Source organism: Sphingobium sp. FG125 (genome assembly GCF_057809795.1).
Genome location: NZ_JBMDKQ010000029.1, coordinates 1 through 14,820, shown reverse-complemented (window position 1 = coordinate 14,820; position 14,820 = coordinate 1). Strand labels below are relative to the sequence as shown.

Genomic DNA, 14,820 nt, shown 5'->3' with positions numbered 1-14,820 from the left:
TTACTTAGGACGCTTGGCGCCGTATTTCGAACGGCTCTGCTTGCGATCCTTGACGCCCTGGGTATCCAGAACGCCGCGAAGAACGTGGTAACGCACGCCCGGAAGATCTCGCACACGACCGCCACGGATCAGCACGACGCTATGTTCCTGCAGGTTGTGGCCTTCACCAGGAATGTAGGTAATGACTTCGCGCTGGTTGACCAAGCGAACCTTGGCCACCTTGCGGAGCGCCGAGTTCGGCTTTTTCGGGGTCGTGGTATAGACGCGGGTGCAAACGCCACGCTTTTGCGGGTTCGCATCCATGGCAGGGACCTTCGACTTGGCCTTCTGCGGTTCGCGGCCCTTGCGGACCAGCTGGTTGATTGTTGGCATGAAGCCCTTCACCTTTTTCAGTTACTTTACCGCAACACCCCTGCGTCCAATGCCGCCGGGAAACATATCGCTTCCAAACAGCAAAGGCCCCGGCGGGTACAATACCCCCCTGGAGCCGCAAGAGCATCCGGTAATGTTCAGCTCTGTGTTGCCCGCGTGGGATGATGCGAGGAGACGAGTCTCTACGCGGCAGACCGCTGGGCAGGCGGGCCTATAGCGATGCCGGGACAAAGGGTCAAGCCAATCGCCGACAGGCTGGCCATGCCGCTGACCGGGAGGGGTCGAAGAGGGCTGGTTAGGGAATTACTAACCCTGCCTGCCCTATTTTGCGCCTGGCACCACCGGGGTGCGTCAACTGGACAGTGCGTGAACGGGCTTTCGACCATCAGTGGCGAATTTCGCCTCGCCGAACGGGAAGCGGCTTTCCAGGCCGAACGCCTGCCCGAATCGCGACGCCATGCCCGCATCCTGTTCATACTGTCCGCGATTCTCAACACGCTCTTCCTATTGAGCGACTGGCGCTTTGCCGGGACGCCGCATTTTTGGGTCGCGGTGCCTGCGCGGCTGACCGTCATCCTTTGGTCCCTTGTCTGCCTGTCGCTCTGCCGCCGGATGACCAGCTTTCCGGCTGTCGAGCGCATCTGTTTCGCCTGGCAGGTCGTGACCGCCATCGGCGTCGCCTTCCTCGTCAGTTCGCGCAGCGACATTGCGATCTTCGTTCTGGTGATGCTGCCGCTGGTATTCTACCTCGTCGTTCCCACCAGCTTTCGCGGCAATGTCGGCGGCGGGCTGGGCTGCTGCATCGCGTTGCTGATCGGCTATCTTTCCCCCGCCCCGCTTTCCTCCACCATGCCCGGCATGATCCTGGCCATGCTGATGCTCCATTGCGGCATGTGGATCGCGATTGCCCGGAACAACCGGCTTCAGCGGCAGGAATGGACCGCCGGGCAGGTCGCGCAGGCAGTGCAAGTGGAACTGGCCAATAGTCGCGACACGCTGGAACGCATGTTCATGGCCGTGCCGCTGCCCCTGTTGGTCACGCGCTCTGACGGCAAAGTTCTGCATCTCAACCGCGCGGCTACCAAGGCCTATGCGGTGGGCCATGACGTCCGGCTCGACAATGTCGAGCAAACCTATGTCGATCTGCCGGTACGCGACGAACTGTCCGCGATGCTCCAGCGCGGCGAGGCGGTCGACAATTTCGAGTGTCAGCTGCGCCGCGCCGACGGAGCGCTGCGCCATGCCCTCCTGTCCGCCCGCCCGATCGTGATCGACGGTGAACCTTGCTTCATGACCAGTGTGGTCGACATTACCGAGCGCAAGGAGACCGAACGGCATCTGGAACGCCTGGCCATGACGGACGCGCTGACGGGCCTTGCCAATCGCGCGCATTTCATGGCTGCCGTCACGCAAGCAACGGCGGCGTCGAATAACCGGGCGCAACTGGCCGTGCTGCTCATTGACCTGGACGAATTCAAGCGGGTTAACGACACGGCCGGGCATGATGCGGGCGACGCGCTGTTGTGCGCGGTTGCCGGACGGTTGCGCCAGGCCCTGCGACCGGGCGATCTGGTTGCGCGGATGGGCGGCGATGAATTTGCCGTGCTGCTGACCCGCCTGCCCGATGCCGAGACGCTGCAGCCGATCCTGGCACGCATCGCCGATCATCTGCACGCCCCGCTCGACTATCGTGGTCGACCGATCGAATGCCGCGTCAGCATCGGCGTCGCGTTGTTCCCCGATCATGGCGAGGATGTAACCGCCCTCGTCAAACATGCCGACATCGCCCTCTATCATGCCAAGAATAATGGCCGGGGCCGCGCCATAATATTTGGGCCTGACCTGCTGGAAAGCTGGGATCGGGAAGCGGCCATGCTCGACCGGGCCCGCCATATTCTGGCGCAGGAACGCCCTTGTCCCTGGTATCAGCCCAAGATCGCGCTCGATACCGGCGCAATTGTCGGGTTCGAGGCTTTGTTCCGCTGCCCGACCGCCGACGGCAAGGTCATCATGCCAGCCGACATTGCCGCCGCCTTCGAACATCCCGAAGTGGGGCCTGCCATCACCGGCCGGATGATCGATGGAATCATCGCCGACTGCGTCCGCTGGCGCGACGCCGGCCTGTCGATCGGCCATGTCGCCCTCAACGTGTCAGGCGCGGACCTGAATGACGACAATTTTGTCGAACATTTGCTGGAGCGGCTGGCGCAGGCAGGCCTGCCTCCGGCGGTGATCGAGCTGGAAGTCACCGAATCGGTCTTTCTGGGCCGCAATGCCGACCGGGTCGGGCAGGTGCTGAACCGGCTGAGCGACGCTGGGGTCTCTATAGCCCTGGATGATTTCGGGACTGGCTACGCTTCACTCTCCCACCTCAAGCAATTTCCGATCGACATCATCAAAATCGACCAGCGCTTCGTGCGCGATCTGGAGACGGACCCGGACGACGCCGCTATCGTCCGCACGGTGCTGAACCTGGCCTATAGCCTTGGCATTCGCACGGTAGCGGAGGGGGTGGAGAACAGTCACCAGGTCGATTATCTGCGCGCGGGCGGATGCCATTATGGTCAAGGCTATCATTTCGGCGCGGCCATGCCATTCACCGCCATAACAGAGCTGCTGGCAAAACAGGGAGTCGCTCACCCCGCCCGCAAATAGATTGAAACAGCGCTGTAAAAAATTGACATATGGCGGGAACAAATAACGGTATCGATCATTTCACCGCGCTGACGCTTCGACTCGTCACGACTCCGCAACGACGGATTCGCCTGTTCGGCAATGCTTTGCTAACGGCTCGACTCGAATAAGAGTGTGGGGTCGCAATTGTCGCAAAAAGCCAAGACGGGGGCATCCGCTCTCCGCGCGCGGTTGATCGCGCTTTGCCCTGAGCGGGAGATTTTCCTCCGCTCCGGGGGGCAGGTGAAGTTCCTGCGCGTCTCCCGCCGGGCGCAGCTGACCGCTATCGCCATCGTCTCCACCGCGCTGATTGGCTGGGGCGGCGCGACCATCTCGATGCTTGCCAACAATGCCTCGGTCGCACAGGAACGTGCGTTGCTTGCGCAGCAGGGCAAGGCCGTCGCCAGCACAGCGAACAAGGTCGCCGACTATCGCAAGTCGGTCGAGGATCTGGAAGCGCGCCAGGATTTCATGGACGACCTCTACAAGACCCATTTCGGTGCAGAGGATGGCAATGCCGCGGGGGCCGATCTGGTCGGCCCGGCCGAGGCTGGCGAGAAGGGCGAGCTGACCGCCAAGATCAGCATGGCCCCGGAAGCCGCGCCGCTCGTCCGCCTCGCCCAGCGGCAGCGCCAGTTCGCGATGATGCTGACTGGCGCGGTCGAACGGCGCGCCGACAAGGCCGCTGCCGCGATCCGCAGCTTTGGCCTCAACCCCGACAGCCTGACCCGCAACGCCGCCCGCGCCCAGGGTGGTCCCTTCGTCCCATGGAAGGGCGACAAGGGCGCGATGACCGGCGAGCTGGAAGAGTTGGCAAGCGCGCTCAACCGGATGGAATTGCTGGAACGCAGCCTGCTTGCCATTCCGTCGGGCCAGCCGACCACGGCGCCGATGCAGACCAGTTCCTATGGCTATCGTCGCGATCCCTTTAACGGCCACGCCGCCTTCCATGCCGGAATCGACTTTCCCGGCCGCTTTGGCCAGCCGATCAACGCCGCCGCCGGGGGCAAGATCAGCTTTGTCGGCCAGCGTCAGGGCTATGGCAATGTCGTCGAGGTGGAACATGGCAATGGCCTGATGACCCGCTATGCCCATCTGTCCGGCTTTGCCAGCCGCGTCGGCCAGACGGTCGCGCGCGGCGATACCATCGGTCGCATGGGATCGACCGGCCGTTCGACCGGCACCCATCTGCATTTCGAGGTCCGGCTGAACGGCCAGGCCATCAACCCGCGTCGTTTTCTGGAGGCTGCCCAAGATGTTCTCCAAGTCCAGCAAATCGCCAAAGCGCGTTTCGCCGATGTCGGCAACCGGGGCTAAAAACACCCCCTTCTCGCTGATCGGCAGCGATGTAACGATCAGCGGCAACCTCACCGCCTCGGTCGACCTCCATGTCGATGGCGCGGTAGAGGGCGACATCAGCTGCGCCGCGCTGGTGCAGGGACCAGACAGCCGGATCGTCGGCCATGTCACCGCGCAGAGCGCGCGGCTGGCGGGCCTGGTAGACGGGTCGATCACTGCGCAGGAACTGGTGGTCGAAAGCACGGCGCGGATCACCGGTGATGTCCGCTATGAACGGATCACGATCGAACCGGGCAGCCGGATCGAGGGGCATTTCGCGCATAAGGACCATGGCGCGGTCCCGGAACTCAAGCTGATCGCGGGGGACGGCGCAGCTTGATCGCCCCCCTAACCATATTTGTCACTGGTAGCAGCCGCATCACAGCGATACCCCTCCCCTGTCACCGACATGGGGAGACGACACCATGGACACGCCCGATTATTGGCCGGATATTCGCCGTTTTCTGATCGGCTTCGCGATCGGCGGCGTCGCCATCGGTCTGTTTACGCTGATCAGTGTCCAGCCGATCCCCTGATCCGTCAATTCACCGGCGCGCGACGACGATAGCTGAGCGCTTCGGCGATATGGACGCGCCCGACCTTCTCCGCCCCGGCCAGATCGGCAATCGTCCGGGCGACCCGCAGGACGCGGGTATAGCCACGCGCCGACAGCTTCATGGCAGCGGCTGCCTGCGCCAGCAATTGCCGCCCGGCCTCGTCCGGTCCAGCGACATCCTCCAGCGCTTCGCCATCGACTTCGGCATTGGTGCGCACCTTGCTGTCGGCATAGCGCGCCGTCTGGACCGCGCGGGCCGCCGCGACGCGCGCGGCGACCTCGGATGATCCTTCGGCGGGCGGTGGCAGCACCAGATCGGCGGCGGTCACCGCCTGCACCTCGACATGCAGGTCGATCCGGTCGAGCAGCGGCCCGGACACCTTGGCCTGATAGTCCGCCGCACAGCGCGGCGCGCGCGAACAGGCCAGTGCTGGATCACCCAAATGGCCGCAGCGGCACGGATTCATCGCAGCAATCAACTGCACCCGCGCCGGGAAAGTGACATGGGCATTGGCGCGCGCCACCGTCACCTCACCCGTCTCCAGCGGCTGGCGCAGCGAATCCAGCACGGCGCGCTGAAATTCCGGCAGTTCGTCCAGAAACAAGACGCCCAGATGCGCCATGCTGACCTCGCCCGGCCGCACCCGCAGCCCGCCGCCGACCAAAGCAGCCATCGATGCGCTGTGATGGGGGTTGCGGAAGGGCCGGGCGCGACTGATCCGTCCGCCCTCCAGCGTTCCGGCGACGCTCGCCACCATCGACGTTTCCAGCGCCTCGCCCGGCGTCAATTCAGGCAATATGCCCGGCACGCAACTCGCCATCAGCGACTTGCCCGCGCCCGGCGGCCCGACCATCAGCAGATTATGCCCGCCCGCCGCGGCGATCTCGATGGCGCGCTTGGCGGTCTCCTGCCCCTTGACCTGCTTGAGGTCTGCGGTGCGCACAGGGGCTTCGACCGCGCCGGGTTGCGGCGGCGACAGGGCCGACGTCCCCTTGAAATGGTTGAGGAGGCTCAGCAGATCGGGCGCGGCGACCACCTCCACCTGCCCCGCCCAGGCGGCTTCGGCCCCCTGCGCGACAGGGCAGACCAGCCCCATATCCTGCTCGCCCGCATGAAGTGCCGCTAGCAACACGCCCGGCGAAGGGGCTGTGCGCCCGTCCAGCCCCAATTCACCCACCACAACATAGCCAGACAGCGTCTCGGCATCGATCACCCCCATCGCGCCCAGCAGCGCTAGGGCGATCGGCAAGTCGTAATGCGACCCTTCCTTAGGCAGATCAGCAGGCGAGAGATTGACCGTGATACGCTTGGGCGGCAGCGAAAGGCCGATGGCAGCGATCGCGTTGCGCACCCGTTCACGGCTTTCGGCCACCGCTTTGTCCGGCAGGCCGACGACGATGAAATTGGGCAGGCCGGGGACCAGCTGGCACTGCACCTCGACGCCCCGCGCCTCCAGACCCAGATAAGCGACCGTCGATACCGTTGCGACCAAGTGACCCCCGCTTCTTCCCGCTACTCGTCAGCCACACGGCCTATTCGTCGATCGGCGCGCCGGTCCGGTCCCGTGCCGGCTCATCGGGTCGCCCCTTGAACCCTTGCGCGACAACATACCATTCCACGCTGCCCTTGCGGCTGGCGGGGGGTTTGGCATGTTTGATCGTCGTGAAATTCTTTTTGAGCAGCACCAGCAATTCGCCATCCGTCCCGCCCGCAAAGACCTTGGCAACGAAGGTGCCGCCCTTGCGCAGATTTTCCACCGCGAACCAGGCCGCCGCCTCAACGAGACCCATGGTGCGCAGATGGTCGGTCTGGGCGTGGCCCACCGTATTGGCCGCCATGTCGGAAATCACCAGATCCGGCGCGTCGCCAAGCGCATCGCGCAGAAGCTGCGGCGCCTTGTCGTCCATGAAGTCCATCTCGAACAAAGTGACGCCGCCGATCGGATCGACCGGCAACAGATCGATGCCCACCACCGCCGCCTTGGGTGCCAGCTTGCGCACGACCTGCGACCAGCCACCCGGCGCGACACCCAGATCGACAACCGCGCGCGACCCCTTCACGAAATGGAATTTCTCATCCAGTTCAATGAGCTTGAACGCGGCGCGGCTGCGCCAGCCCTCCGCCTTCGCCTTATGGACATAGGGGTCGTTCAGATGGCGTTCGAGCCAGCGCACCGACTGCGCCGTGCGGCCCTTCGCGCTCTTGACCCGCACCCTGCCAGCACCCGCGCCTCTCACATCATTCTCCCATCGCGGTCCATCAGACCACGCAATATGCCTTCGCGAATGCCGCGGTCGGCAACGCCCAGTCGCTCCGCAGGCCAGATGTCGAGGATCGATTCCAATATAGCGCAGCCCGCCACCACCAGATCAGCGCGCTCGGTGCCGATGCAGGGCAGCTTCTGCCGTTCGCCCAGCGCCATGGCCGACAGGCGCTCCGAAATGGACCGCATGGACGCGCAGGGTACGATCAGCCCGTCAATCGCCTGCCGATCATAGCGCGGCAGGTTGAGGTGCAGACTCGCCAGCGTAGTGACTGTACCCGACGTGCCGAGCAGTCGTATATCCTGCGCGCCCTGCGGCAGGCGGCGGGCGAGTGGCGAGAAAGCTTCGCTCACCCGCACGCGCATCCGGTCATAGGCGGCCAGTCGCGCGTCGGCATCGTCATGCTCGAACGCTTCGCTCTCGGTCAGCGACACGACACCCCAGGGCGCGCTCACCCAATCGACGATGCGCGGCGCGCCCGATGACCCCTGTGAATCAACCAGCACCAGTTCGGTCGATCCACCGCCAATGTCGAAGATCAAAGCCGGGCCGTTGCCCGGTTCCAGCAGGGCATGGCAGCCCAGCACCGCCAGCCGCGCTTCTTCCTCCGCGCTGATGATGTCCAGCGCAATCCCGGTTTCGCGATAGACGCGCTGGATGAATTCCGCGCCGTTGCTCGCGCGGCGACAGGCTTCGGTCGCGACCGACCGCGCCAGCGTGACATGGCGGCGGCGCAGCTTGTCGGCGCAAACGGAGAGAGCCGCAATCGCCCGATCGATCGCCGCGTCACTAATCCGACCAGTCGATGCCAGCCCTTCGCCCAGCCGCACGATCCGCGAAAAGGCATCGACGACGATGAACCCGTCCGCCGACGGCTTGGCGATCAGCAGGCGACAATTATTGGTGCCAAGGTCGATCGCGGCATAGGATCGCCGTTCGCGCGCGCCATAAGGCGCAAAGCCCCGCTGCGTCGACGGGGGAGGAATGGCCGCAGCCTTGCTCCCATCGCCCGGACCGGAAGGGGCGCGCTTGCCCGCATAACGGCCGGCCGGGCCGGAACTCTGCGGCGATGGGCGGCTCTGCTGCACCATGCCGTAACTCGCTTCACATATCGCCAGCCCCAAAGCGGGACCGGAACTTGGGAACCTGCTTAAGCAGATAAGCGCCAATGCGCAAGGCGCGCGCCCCGACCGGCGATCCAAATCGGGAGCCGCCCTGCGGAGCGACCTTTTTCCTGGCTCCTCCCCTTCATCTTCCCGCCCGGCTGTTCTATGGCCACAATCCTATTGCCAAGAGGAAGCCGATTTGATCCTGGACCTTGCCGCTGCCGCTTCGGGTGCGATCCGTTTTGACGATCTGGGCGTCGGCCCGGTCGCGCTGGACCTCGGCTTCTTCACGCTGAAATGGTATAGTCTCGCCTATCTGGCAGGCATATTGATCGGCTACTGGTATCTGCTCAAACTGATCGCCCAGCCCGGATCGCCGATGGGTCGCCGCCATGCCGACGACATGATATTCTATGCGACGCTGGGCATCATCATCGGCGGGCGGCTGGCCTATGTCATCTTCTACCAGCCCGACATCCTCAACAACCCGCTCGACATCTTCAAGCTTTGGAATGGCGGCATGTCCTTCCATGGCGGGGCGGCAGGCGTGTCGCTCGGTATCCTCTATATGGCGCGCAAGGAGAAGCTCAGCTGGCTGCGCATCCATGACTATGTCGCCTGCACCGTCCCCTTCGGCCTGTTCTTTGGTCGCCTCGCCAATTTCGTGAATGGCGAATTGTGGGGCAAGGAAACCGATGTGCCCTGGGGCATCATCTTCCCGACCGGCGGCCCGTTCGCGCGGCATCCGAGCCAACTCTACGAAGCCGCGCTGGAGGGGATCGTCCTGTTCGCCATCCTAGCCTTCGCCTTCTGGCGCACCCGCGCCCGCTATCAGCCGGGGATGCTCGTGGGTCTTTTCCTGCTGGGCTATGGCTGCTTCCGCTTCGGAGTCGAATATGTCCGTGAGGCCGATGCACAACTGATGGAGTTCGCCGCCCGCACCGGCCTGCATATGGGCCAGTGGCTGTGTGTGCCGATGATCCTGGGTGGCCTCTACCTGATCATCACGTCGAAGGGGCGTCGCGTGCGGGTGGAACCGATCGCCGGAAGCGCGAGTGTCGGCTGAACCTCTGAGCCTGTCCGAACGGCTCGCGCGCCAGATCGCGGCGGGCGGGCCGATCTCGGTCGCCCATTATATGGCTGAGGCGAACCAGCATTATTACGCCACGCGCGATCCGCTGGGTGCCGATGGCGACTTCACCACCGCGCCGGAAATCAGCCAGATGTTCGGCGAACTGGTGGGGCTGTGCCTGGCAGATGTGTGGATGCGGACGGGTAAGCGGTCGGGTCCGCTCTATATCGAATTGGGACCTGGACGCGGCACATTGGCGGCAGACGCCTTGCGTGCGATGGAAAGCGCCGCGCTCGCACCGCGCGTCCATTTTGTCGAAACCAGCCCGACCCTGCGCGAACGGCAACGCGCGCTGCTGCCCCATGTCACCCATCATGACAATATCGACAGCCTGCCCGATGAAGGGCCGCTGCTGGTCGTCGCCAATGAATTTTTCGACGCGCTACCGGTGCGCCAATGCATCCGCGTGGGCGAGGAATGGCGTGAGCGGGTCGTCATCCGGCGCGAACAGGAGGGGCGGTTCATGGCCGTGCCAGGCTATCGCCGGATCGAATCGGGCCTACCACCCATCGCCGCGCAGGCGCAGGACGGGGCGATCATCGAGACGCCGATCGTGGGCGCGGGCATCGCCTATGCCCTGGCGCAGCGGATCGCCAAACAGGGCGGCGCGGCGATCATCATCGACTATGGCTATGCCGGGCCGCTGCTTGGCGACACGCTGCAAGCGGTCAAGGCCCACGCTTTTGCCGACCCCTTCGCCGATCCGGGCGAGGTCGATCTGACTACCCATGTCGATTTCACCATGATCGGCAATATGGCGCGGCAGGCAGGGCTGCGTGTGTCGGGGCCGGTCGATCAGGGGGCCTATCTACGCGATCTGGGCATTGATGCCCGCGCCGACCAGCTGGCCCGCACCAGTCCGGCCCGCGCCGCCGAAGTGGAGGCCGCCCGCGCCCGGCTGACCGATGCCGACGCCATGGGCAGCCTGTTCAAGGCGATGGCCTGGGTCCATCCCGACTGGGCCGATCCGGCAGGCTTTTGAAGGCGGATCGCCCTCAATCTTCCTGGTGATAGCGGCCCAGTTTGCGGATGAAACCGATCAGGCCGGTCTGGCGGCTGCGCTTCATCCGTTCGGCGTGGAGGATGGTCTGCACCCGGCTGAAACAATCGTCGGCATCGACATTGCACAGCACATAATCATAGCCGTCCCAATGCGCGATTTCGCCGGCGGCGCGGGCCATGCGGCCGTCAATGACTTCGTCGCTGTCCGTCGCGCGGCCACGCAGGCGGCGTTCCAGTTCCTCCATCGACGGCGGCAGGATGAACACCCGCACCACATCGCCCCCGGCAATCTGATGCAATTGCTGCGCGCCCTGCCAGTCGATGTCGAACAAGACGTCCTGCCCGCTCTTGAGCATCGCTTCCACCGGCGCGCGGGGGGTGCCGTAGCGCTGGCCGAACACATGCGCCCATTCCAGAAATTCCTGGTCAGCGGTCATGCGGCGAAATTCCGGCAGGTCGACGAAATGATAATCCTTGCCGTCGACTTCGCCCGGTCGCATCGGGCGTGTGGTCGCCGACACTGACATGGACATATCCGGCTCGGCCGCGAGCAGCTTGCGCGCGATGGTGGACTTTCCTGCGCCGGACGGCGAGGAAAGAACGAAGAGGACGCCGCGCCGCTTGAAGTCGGGCGTCTCGATCGGGATAGTGTCGGCCATGGCCGCTAGTGCCGCTTGAAGCGGGCTTTTGCAAGAGGGGGAAGTAAGGGGATGCGGCACAGGCAGATGGTCCATCGCCGGGGTCTGATCGCCGCGGGCCTGATCGCGCTGGTGACCTGCATCGTCCTACTGCTGATGGACCGGCCACCGATCTGCACCTGTGGCCGGATCGAGCTGTGGCACGGGGCGCTCGACAGCGGCAATAGCCAGCATATCGCGGACTGGTATAGTCTGAGCCATATCATCCACGGGCTGCTTTTCTATCCCGCTACCCTGTGGCTGTTGCGGCGCAGGCCGATCGGGGTGCGACTGGCGCTGGCTGTGGCGGTGGAATCGGCCTGGGAGATGTTGGAGAATTCGCCGATCATCATCGACCGATACAGGACCGCGACGATCGCGTTGGGCTATAGTGGCGACTCGATCCTCAATTCGATGAGCGACATTGGCATGATGACGCTGGGCTTCCTGTTCGCGTCGCGCGCGCCGGTCTGGCTGTCGGTGACGGTCGCGGCCGGGTTTGAGTTGCTGGCGCTGGCGGTCATACGGGACAATCTGGCGTTTAACGTGCTGATGCTGACCTTTCCGGTCGACGCCATTCGCGACTGGCAGGCGGCGCTTTAGAGTTTGCGGGCCTTGCGCGCGGCGTCGATCGGGACCGGTTCCTTGCTCAGGTCCGGTAGCGCCTTGATCGCGCGCTTGCGATCGACCTCGCGCTTGGCCTCATACATTTTGCCCGCCATGTAAGCGCCGGTGACGACCAGCGCGCCGACGGGGTAGCGCATGATGATCCGCTTGGCCCCCATACCGGCGAGCAGGCCGAACACGCCCTTCTTGCCAGTATCAGCGGCGACCCGCGTTGCCACCACGGTCGCACCCACGCGGGCTACCTTGCGCAACAGACTGGCCTTTTTGGGCGCGGTGACGGTGACGAGCGGGGCTTTGGGGGCGAAGGGCTTTTTCATACTGGGTTAATGTATCGAACGGCGCGCGGTTCCGCCACAGTCCTGTCGGTCATGTCATATTTTCCGGCCGCACCAGCGCGTCGAAGGTCGCGGCATCCACCAGCCCCAATTCAAGGCCCGCAGCTTTCAGCGTCTGGCCACTCTTGTGCGCGTGCTTGGCGATGGCGGCGGCATTGTCATAGCCGATCGCAGGGGCGAGCGCGGTGACCAGCATCAGCGAACGGTCGACCAGTTCGGCGATGCGCGGCGCGTTCGCCTCCAGCCCCTCGACACAGCGTTCGGCAAAGCTGTCCATGCCGACGCTGAGCAGATGGATCGAGCGCAGCACCGCCGCGCCGATCATCGGCTTGAACACATTGAGTTCCAGATGGCCCTGCATCCCGCCCACGGTCACGGCCTGATGATTGCCGATGACCTGGGCCGCCACCATGGTCAGCATCTCGCACTGGGTCGGGTTGACTTTGCCCGGCATGATCGAGCTGCCCGGTTCGTTGGCGGGGAGGTCCAGTTCGCCCAGCCCCGAACGCGGGCCGGAACCCAGCAGGCGGATGTCATTGGCGATCTTGGTCAGCGCCACGGCCAGCGTGGCGAGGGTCGAGGAGAGGTGAACCAGCGGATCGTTCGACGCCAGCGCCTCGAACTTGTTGTCGGCGGTGCGGAATGGCAGGCCAGTGATGGCGGCGATTTCCGCGGCGATGGCGACATCGAAGCCTTCGGGGGCGTTGAGGCCGGTGCCGACCGCCGTGCCGCCCTGCGCCAGCGCCATCATGCCGTGCATCGTCGCGGGTTCGATCCGCTTGCGGCTGCGATAGACCTGATGCGCATAGCCGGAAAATTCCTGCCCCAGCGTCAGCGGCGTCGCATCCTGCAAATGGGTGCGACCGATCTTGACGATATGGTCCCACGCCTTCGCCTTGGCATCGAGCGCAGCATGGAGCCGGTCGAGCGCGGGAAACAGGGCTTTGGTGACTGCCAAAGCGGCGGCGATATGGAGCGCGGTCGGGAAGCTGTCGTTCGACGATTGGCCCAAGTTCACACCGTCATTGGGATGCACCGGATGCTTGCCACCGCGTGTGCCGGTGAGCGCTTCATTGGCGATGCCCGCGATGACTTCATTGACGTTCATATTGGTCTGGGTGCCGCTGCCCGTCTGCCAGATGACAAGGGGGAACTGGTCGTCATGATGGCCAGCCGCCACGGCGGCGGCGGCGGTTTCGATCGCGTCGGCCTGTGTGGCGTCCAGCCCGTGATGGCGATTCACCCGTGCGGCGGCCTGCTTCACGATGGCCAGCGCATGGACGATGCCGATCGGCATCCGCTCTGTCGAGTCGAAGGGAAAATTCTCGATGCTCCGCTGCGTCTGCGCACCCCAATAGGCGTCTGCTGGCACTTCTATGGCGCCGATACTGTCGGTTTCGGTGCGGGTTGCGGGCATTGGGAGACGCCTTTCAGTTAAGAACTATTCGCAAGTCTGGAGCTGATTTAGGGTGAGGAGAGGGAAATCCAAGGGGTTACAAGTAGAGCGGTGACCGGGGCGGGTTGGTTGGAGGGGATGGCGTGTGAAACTTCGCGAACTTCGCCCATATCGCATATGGAGAGTTAGCGTCGGGGGGCGATGTAGGACAGGGGGAATTGCATGATGGCGACGAGGTGTGCGCCTGTGTTACAAGGTGTACAAGTTACAAAGGACGGACCATGAGCGCCAGCACGACGATGACGATCCGGGTGACCCCCGCGCTGAAGGAAAAGCTCGGTCGACTGGCGCAGGACACGCGCCGGACGCGCTCCTATCTGGCGGCGGAAGCGGTCGAGGCCTATGTAAACCGGGAATTGCAGATCATCGAAGGCATCCAGCGCGGTCTTGCCGACATGAAAGCGGGCCGGGTCACGCCGCATGATGAAGCGATGGCGCAGATTGACGCGGCAATCGCGGCGGCCAGCCATAACGCCGCATGAAGCATGTTCTATGGTCGAACGATGCGCTGGCCGATCTTGAGCAGCAGGTCGTCCATATTGCGAGGGACAATCCCGCCGCCGCGCGCAAAGTTGCCAAGCGGATTCGAGAAGTCGGCGATGGCCTGAGCGCCTTTGCGACCGGCCATGTGGGGCGCGTTGGCGGCACTTACGAGAAATCCATCGCGCGCCTGCCCTATGTCATTGCTTATATGCTGAGCGAGGATGACGCGGTGGTAACGATTCTGCGTGTCATCCATACGTCCCGTGGCTGGCAGGACGATATTTGGCCGGGATAGTTTCTGGCTGAGTTGGGTGGTTTGCGGAATGTCGGCTTTTAGGAAGCAAATCGGCGGTAGCTGACGCACGGCGGTGAAAAATCATCCGGCAACAATCGCCCCAACTATGGTCGTTCGTCAAATGGTGCGGACACCACGCCGGGAGTAGAAGCCCTCCCAGCCAAGCCCCTCCGGGTTCTCGGTCGCATAGCGTTCTTTGGCATCGGCATGCTTCCGCCCAAACCACTGGCCGAACTCATATAAGTAGTCTTCGCCTCTGCCCATCCGCCACCCGATGGAGCCTGCGTGAATGTCGGGGTGGGCGTTCCAAGGCGGGATCATTTGAGCGAGATAGCCTGCCACACCCTATTTCCGCAATCCACCAGATTTCGTCATTCAGCCTTCTACGCGCCTCCTGAATGAATGGCCGGTTTCAAGGATCAGGATTATCTGGTGGAACGGCCGCAAATGGTCGTTTCTGGTCGGATGGCTAAATCTGCGCGAACGGTGCGTGCCTATTTTGA

The 14,820-nt window shown here is 63.9% G+C and carries 16 protein-coding genes; 8 read left to right on the top strand and 8 right to left on the bottom strand.

Translation table 11 applies throughout. The features are described from left to right. Positions 1-372, bottom strand: a complete 372-nt coding sequence (rpsL, locus tag ACODSR_RS19290; RefSeq protein ID WP_026002556.1) for a 30S ribosomal protein S12 — start codon at positions 370-372, stop codon at positions 1-3. Positions 373-738: 366 nt separating this feature from the next. On the opposite strand from rpsL, the gene ACODSR_RS19285 reads away from it, so the two are divergent. The 3 genes from ACODSR_RS19285 (at position 739) to ACODSR_RS19275 (ending at position 4,723) form a co-directional block, all read left to right on the top strand. Continuing rightward, a complete protein-coding gene (locus tag ACODSR_RS19285) occupies positions 739-3,027 on the top strand; it encodes a putative bifunctional diguanylate cyclase/phosphodiesterase (protein ID WP_489078222.1) in 2,289 nt (762 codons plus the stop codon). 165 nt (positions 3,028-3,192) lie between these two features. Then, positions 3,193-4,362 carry a M23 family metallopeptidase gene (locus tag ACODSR_RS19280; protein ID WP_489078221.1) on the top strand — a complete coding sequence of 390 codons (1,170 nt, stop codon included), beginning with the start codon at positions 3,193-3,195 and terminating at the stop codon, positions 4,360-4,362. Beyond that, positions 4,343-4,723: a bactofilin family protein gene (locus ACODSR_RS19275; RefSeq protein WP_489078220.1), complete on the top strand. Its 381-nt coding sequence runs from the start codon at positions 4,343-4,345 to the stop codon at positions 4,721-4,723. Before ACODSR_RS19280 ends, ACODSR_RS19275 begins: the two co-directional genes overlap by 20 nt. Before the next feature lie 200 nt (positions 4,724-4,923). Here ACODSR_RS19275 and ACODSR_RS19270 read toward each other — a convergent pair whose 3' ends face one another. The 3 genes from ACODSR_RS19270 to ACODSR_RS19260 are packed head-to-tail and all read right to left on the bottom strand — an operon-like array spanning position 4,924 to position 8,295. Continuing rightward, positions 4,924-6,432: a YifB family Mg chelatase-like AAA ATPase gene (locus tag ACODSR_RS19270; protein WP_489078219.1), complete on the bottom strand. Its 1,509-nt coding sequence runs from the start codon at positions 6,430-6,432 to the stop codon at positions 4,924-4,926. A 40-nt stretch (positions 6,433-6,472) separates the two neighbouring features. Continuing rightward, the gene (locus ACODSR_RS19265) at positions 6,473-7,177 is read right to left on the bottom strand and encodes an RlmE family RNA methyltransferase (protein ID WP_294133818.1); all 705 of its coding nucleotides are present in this window, start codon (positions 7,175-7,177) and stop codon (positions 6,473-6,475) included. Further along, a complete protein-coding gene (locus ACODSR_RS19260; protein WP_489078218.1) occupies positions 7,174-8,295 on the bottom strand; it encodes a Ppx/GppA phosphatase family protein in 1,122 nt (373 codons plus the stop codon). Before ACODSR_RS19260 ends, ACODSR_RS19265 begins: the two co-directional genes overlap by 4 nt. Positions 8,296-8,509: 214 nt before the next feature. Here ACODSR_RS19260 and lgt point away from each other — a divergent pair, with 214 nt between their 5' ends. Both lgt and ACODSR_RS19250 read left to right on the top strand, forming a co-directional pair. Continuing rightward, complete coding sequence (lgt, locus tag ACODSR_RS19255; protein ID WP_489078217.1) at positions 8,510-9,376, top strand: prolipoprotein diacylglyceryl transferase; 867 nt, start codon at positions 8,510-8,512, stop codon at positions 9,374-9,376. Beyond that, entirely contained in the window at positions 9,366-10,424 is a 1,059-nt protein-coding gene (locus ACODSR_RS19250) for a class I SAM-dependent methyltransferase (protein WP_489078216.1), read from the top strand. Before lgt ends, ACODSR_RS19250 begins: the two co-directional genes overlap by 11 nt. 13 nt (positions 10,425-10,437) lie before the next feature. Here the strand turns inward: ACODSR_RS19250 and gmk are convergent, their stop codons facing one another. After that, a complete protein-coding gene (gene gmk / locus ACODSR_RS19245; protein ID WP_217673627.1) occupies positions 10,438-11,103 on the bottom strand; it encodes a guanylate kinase in 666 nt (221 codons plus the stop codon). A 51-nt stretch (positions 11,104-11,154) separates the two neighbouring features. Here gmk and ACODSR_RS19240 point away from each other — a divergent pair, with 51 nt between their 5' ends. Further along, complete coding sequence (locus ACODSR_RS19240; protein ID WP_489078215.1) at positions 11,155-11,724, top strand: DUF2585 domain-containing protein; 570 nt, start codon at positions 11,155-11,157, stop codon at positions 11,722-11,724. Here the strand turns inward: ACODSR_RS19240 and ACODSR_RS19235 are convergent. Both ACODSR_RS19235 and fumC read right to left on the bottom strand, forming a co-directional pair. Then, a complete protein-coding gene (locus tag ACODSR_RS19235; protein WP_489078213.1) occupies positions 11,721-12,065 on the bottom strand; it encodes a hypothetical protein in 345 nt (114 codons plus the stop codon). The two genes, ACODSR_RS19240 and ACODSR_RS19235, sit on opposite strands and share 4 nt — an antisense overlap. Positions 12,066-12,114: 49 nt before the next feature. Next, the gene (gene fumC, locus ACODSR_RS19230) at positions 12,115-13,500 is read right to left on the bottom strand and encodes a class II fumarate hydratase (protein ID WP_489078212.1); all 1,386 of its coding nucleotides are present in this window, start codon (positions 13,498-13,500) and stop codon (positions 12,115-12,117) included. 260 nt (positions 13,501-13,760) lie between these two features. On the opposite strand from fumC, the gene ACODSR_RS19225 reads away from it, so the two are divergent. Further along, on the top strand, positions 13,761-14,021 hold the full coding sequence (locus tag ACODSR_RS19225) for a CopG family ribbon-helix-helix protein (RefSeq protein WP_489078211.1): 261 nt from the start codon (positions 13,761-13,763) through the stop codon (positions 14,019-14,021). Further along, the gene (locus ACODSR_RS19220; protein WP_489078210.1) at positions 14,018-14,317 is read left to right on the top strand and encodes a type II toxin-antitoxin system RelE/ParE family toxin; all 300 of its coding nucleotides are present in this window, start codon (positions 14,018-14,020) and stop codon (positions 14,315-14,317) included. Before ACODSR_RS19225 ends, ACODSR_RS19220 begins: the two co-directional genes overlap by 4 nt. 117 nt (positions 14,318-14,434) lie before the next feature. Here ACODSR_RS19220 and ACODSR_RS19215 read toward each other — a convergent pair whose 3' ends face one another. After that, a complete protein-coding gene (locus ACODSR_RS19215) occupies positions 14,435-14,659 on the bottom strand; it encodes a hypothetical protein (RefSeq protein ID WP_489078209.1) in 225 nt (74 codons plus the stop codon). Positions 14,660-14,820 lie beyond the last annotated feature (161 nt).

Bases quoted from the DNA above. Each gene is read 5' to 3' on its own strand.
- gmk (WP_217673627.1), bottom strand. From the start codon at position 11,103: ATGGCCGACACTATCCCGATCGAGACGCCCGACTTCAAGCGGCGCGGC.
- fumC (WP_489078212.1), bottom strand. From the start codon at position 13,500: ATGCCCGCAACCCGCACCGAAACCGACAGTATCGGCGCCATAGAAGTG.
- ACODSR_RS19240 (WP_489078215.1), top strand. From the start codon at position 11,155: ATGCGGCACAGGCAGATGGTCCATCGCCGGGGTCTGATCGCCGCGGGC.
- ACODSR_RS19220 (WP_489078210.1), top strand. From the start codon at position 14,018: ATGAAGCATGTTCTATGGTCGAACGATGCGCTGGCCGATCTTGAGCAG.
- ACODSR_RS19260 (WP_489078218.1), bottom strand. From the start codon at position 8,295: ATGGTGCAGCAGAGCCGCCCATCGCCGCAGAGTTCCGGCCCGGCCGGC.
- ACODSR_RS19225 (WP_489078211.1), top strand. From the start codon at position 13,761: ATGAGCGCCAGCACGACGATGACGATCCGGGTGACCCCCGCGCTGAAG.
- rpsL (WP_026002556.1), bottom strand. From the start codon at position 372: ATGCCAACAATCAACCAGCTGGTCCGCAAGGGCCGCGAACCGCAGAAG.
- ACODSR_RS19235 (WP_489078213.1), bottom strand. From the start codon at position 12,065: ATGAAAAAGCCCTTCGCCCCCAAAGCCCCGCTCGTCACCGTCACCGCG.
- ACODSR_RS19275 (WP_489078220.1), top strand. From the start codon at position 4,343: ATGTCGGCAACCGGGGCTAAAAACACCCCCTTCTCGCTGATCGGCAGC.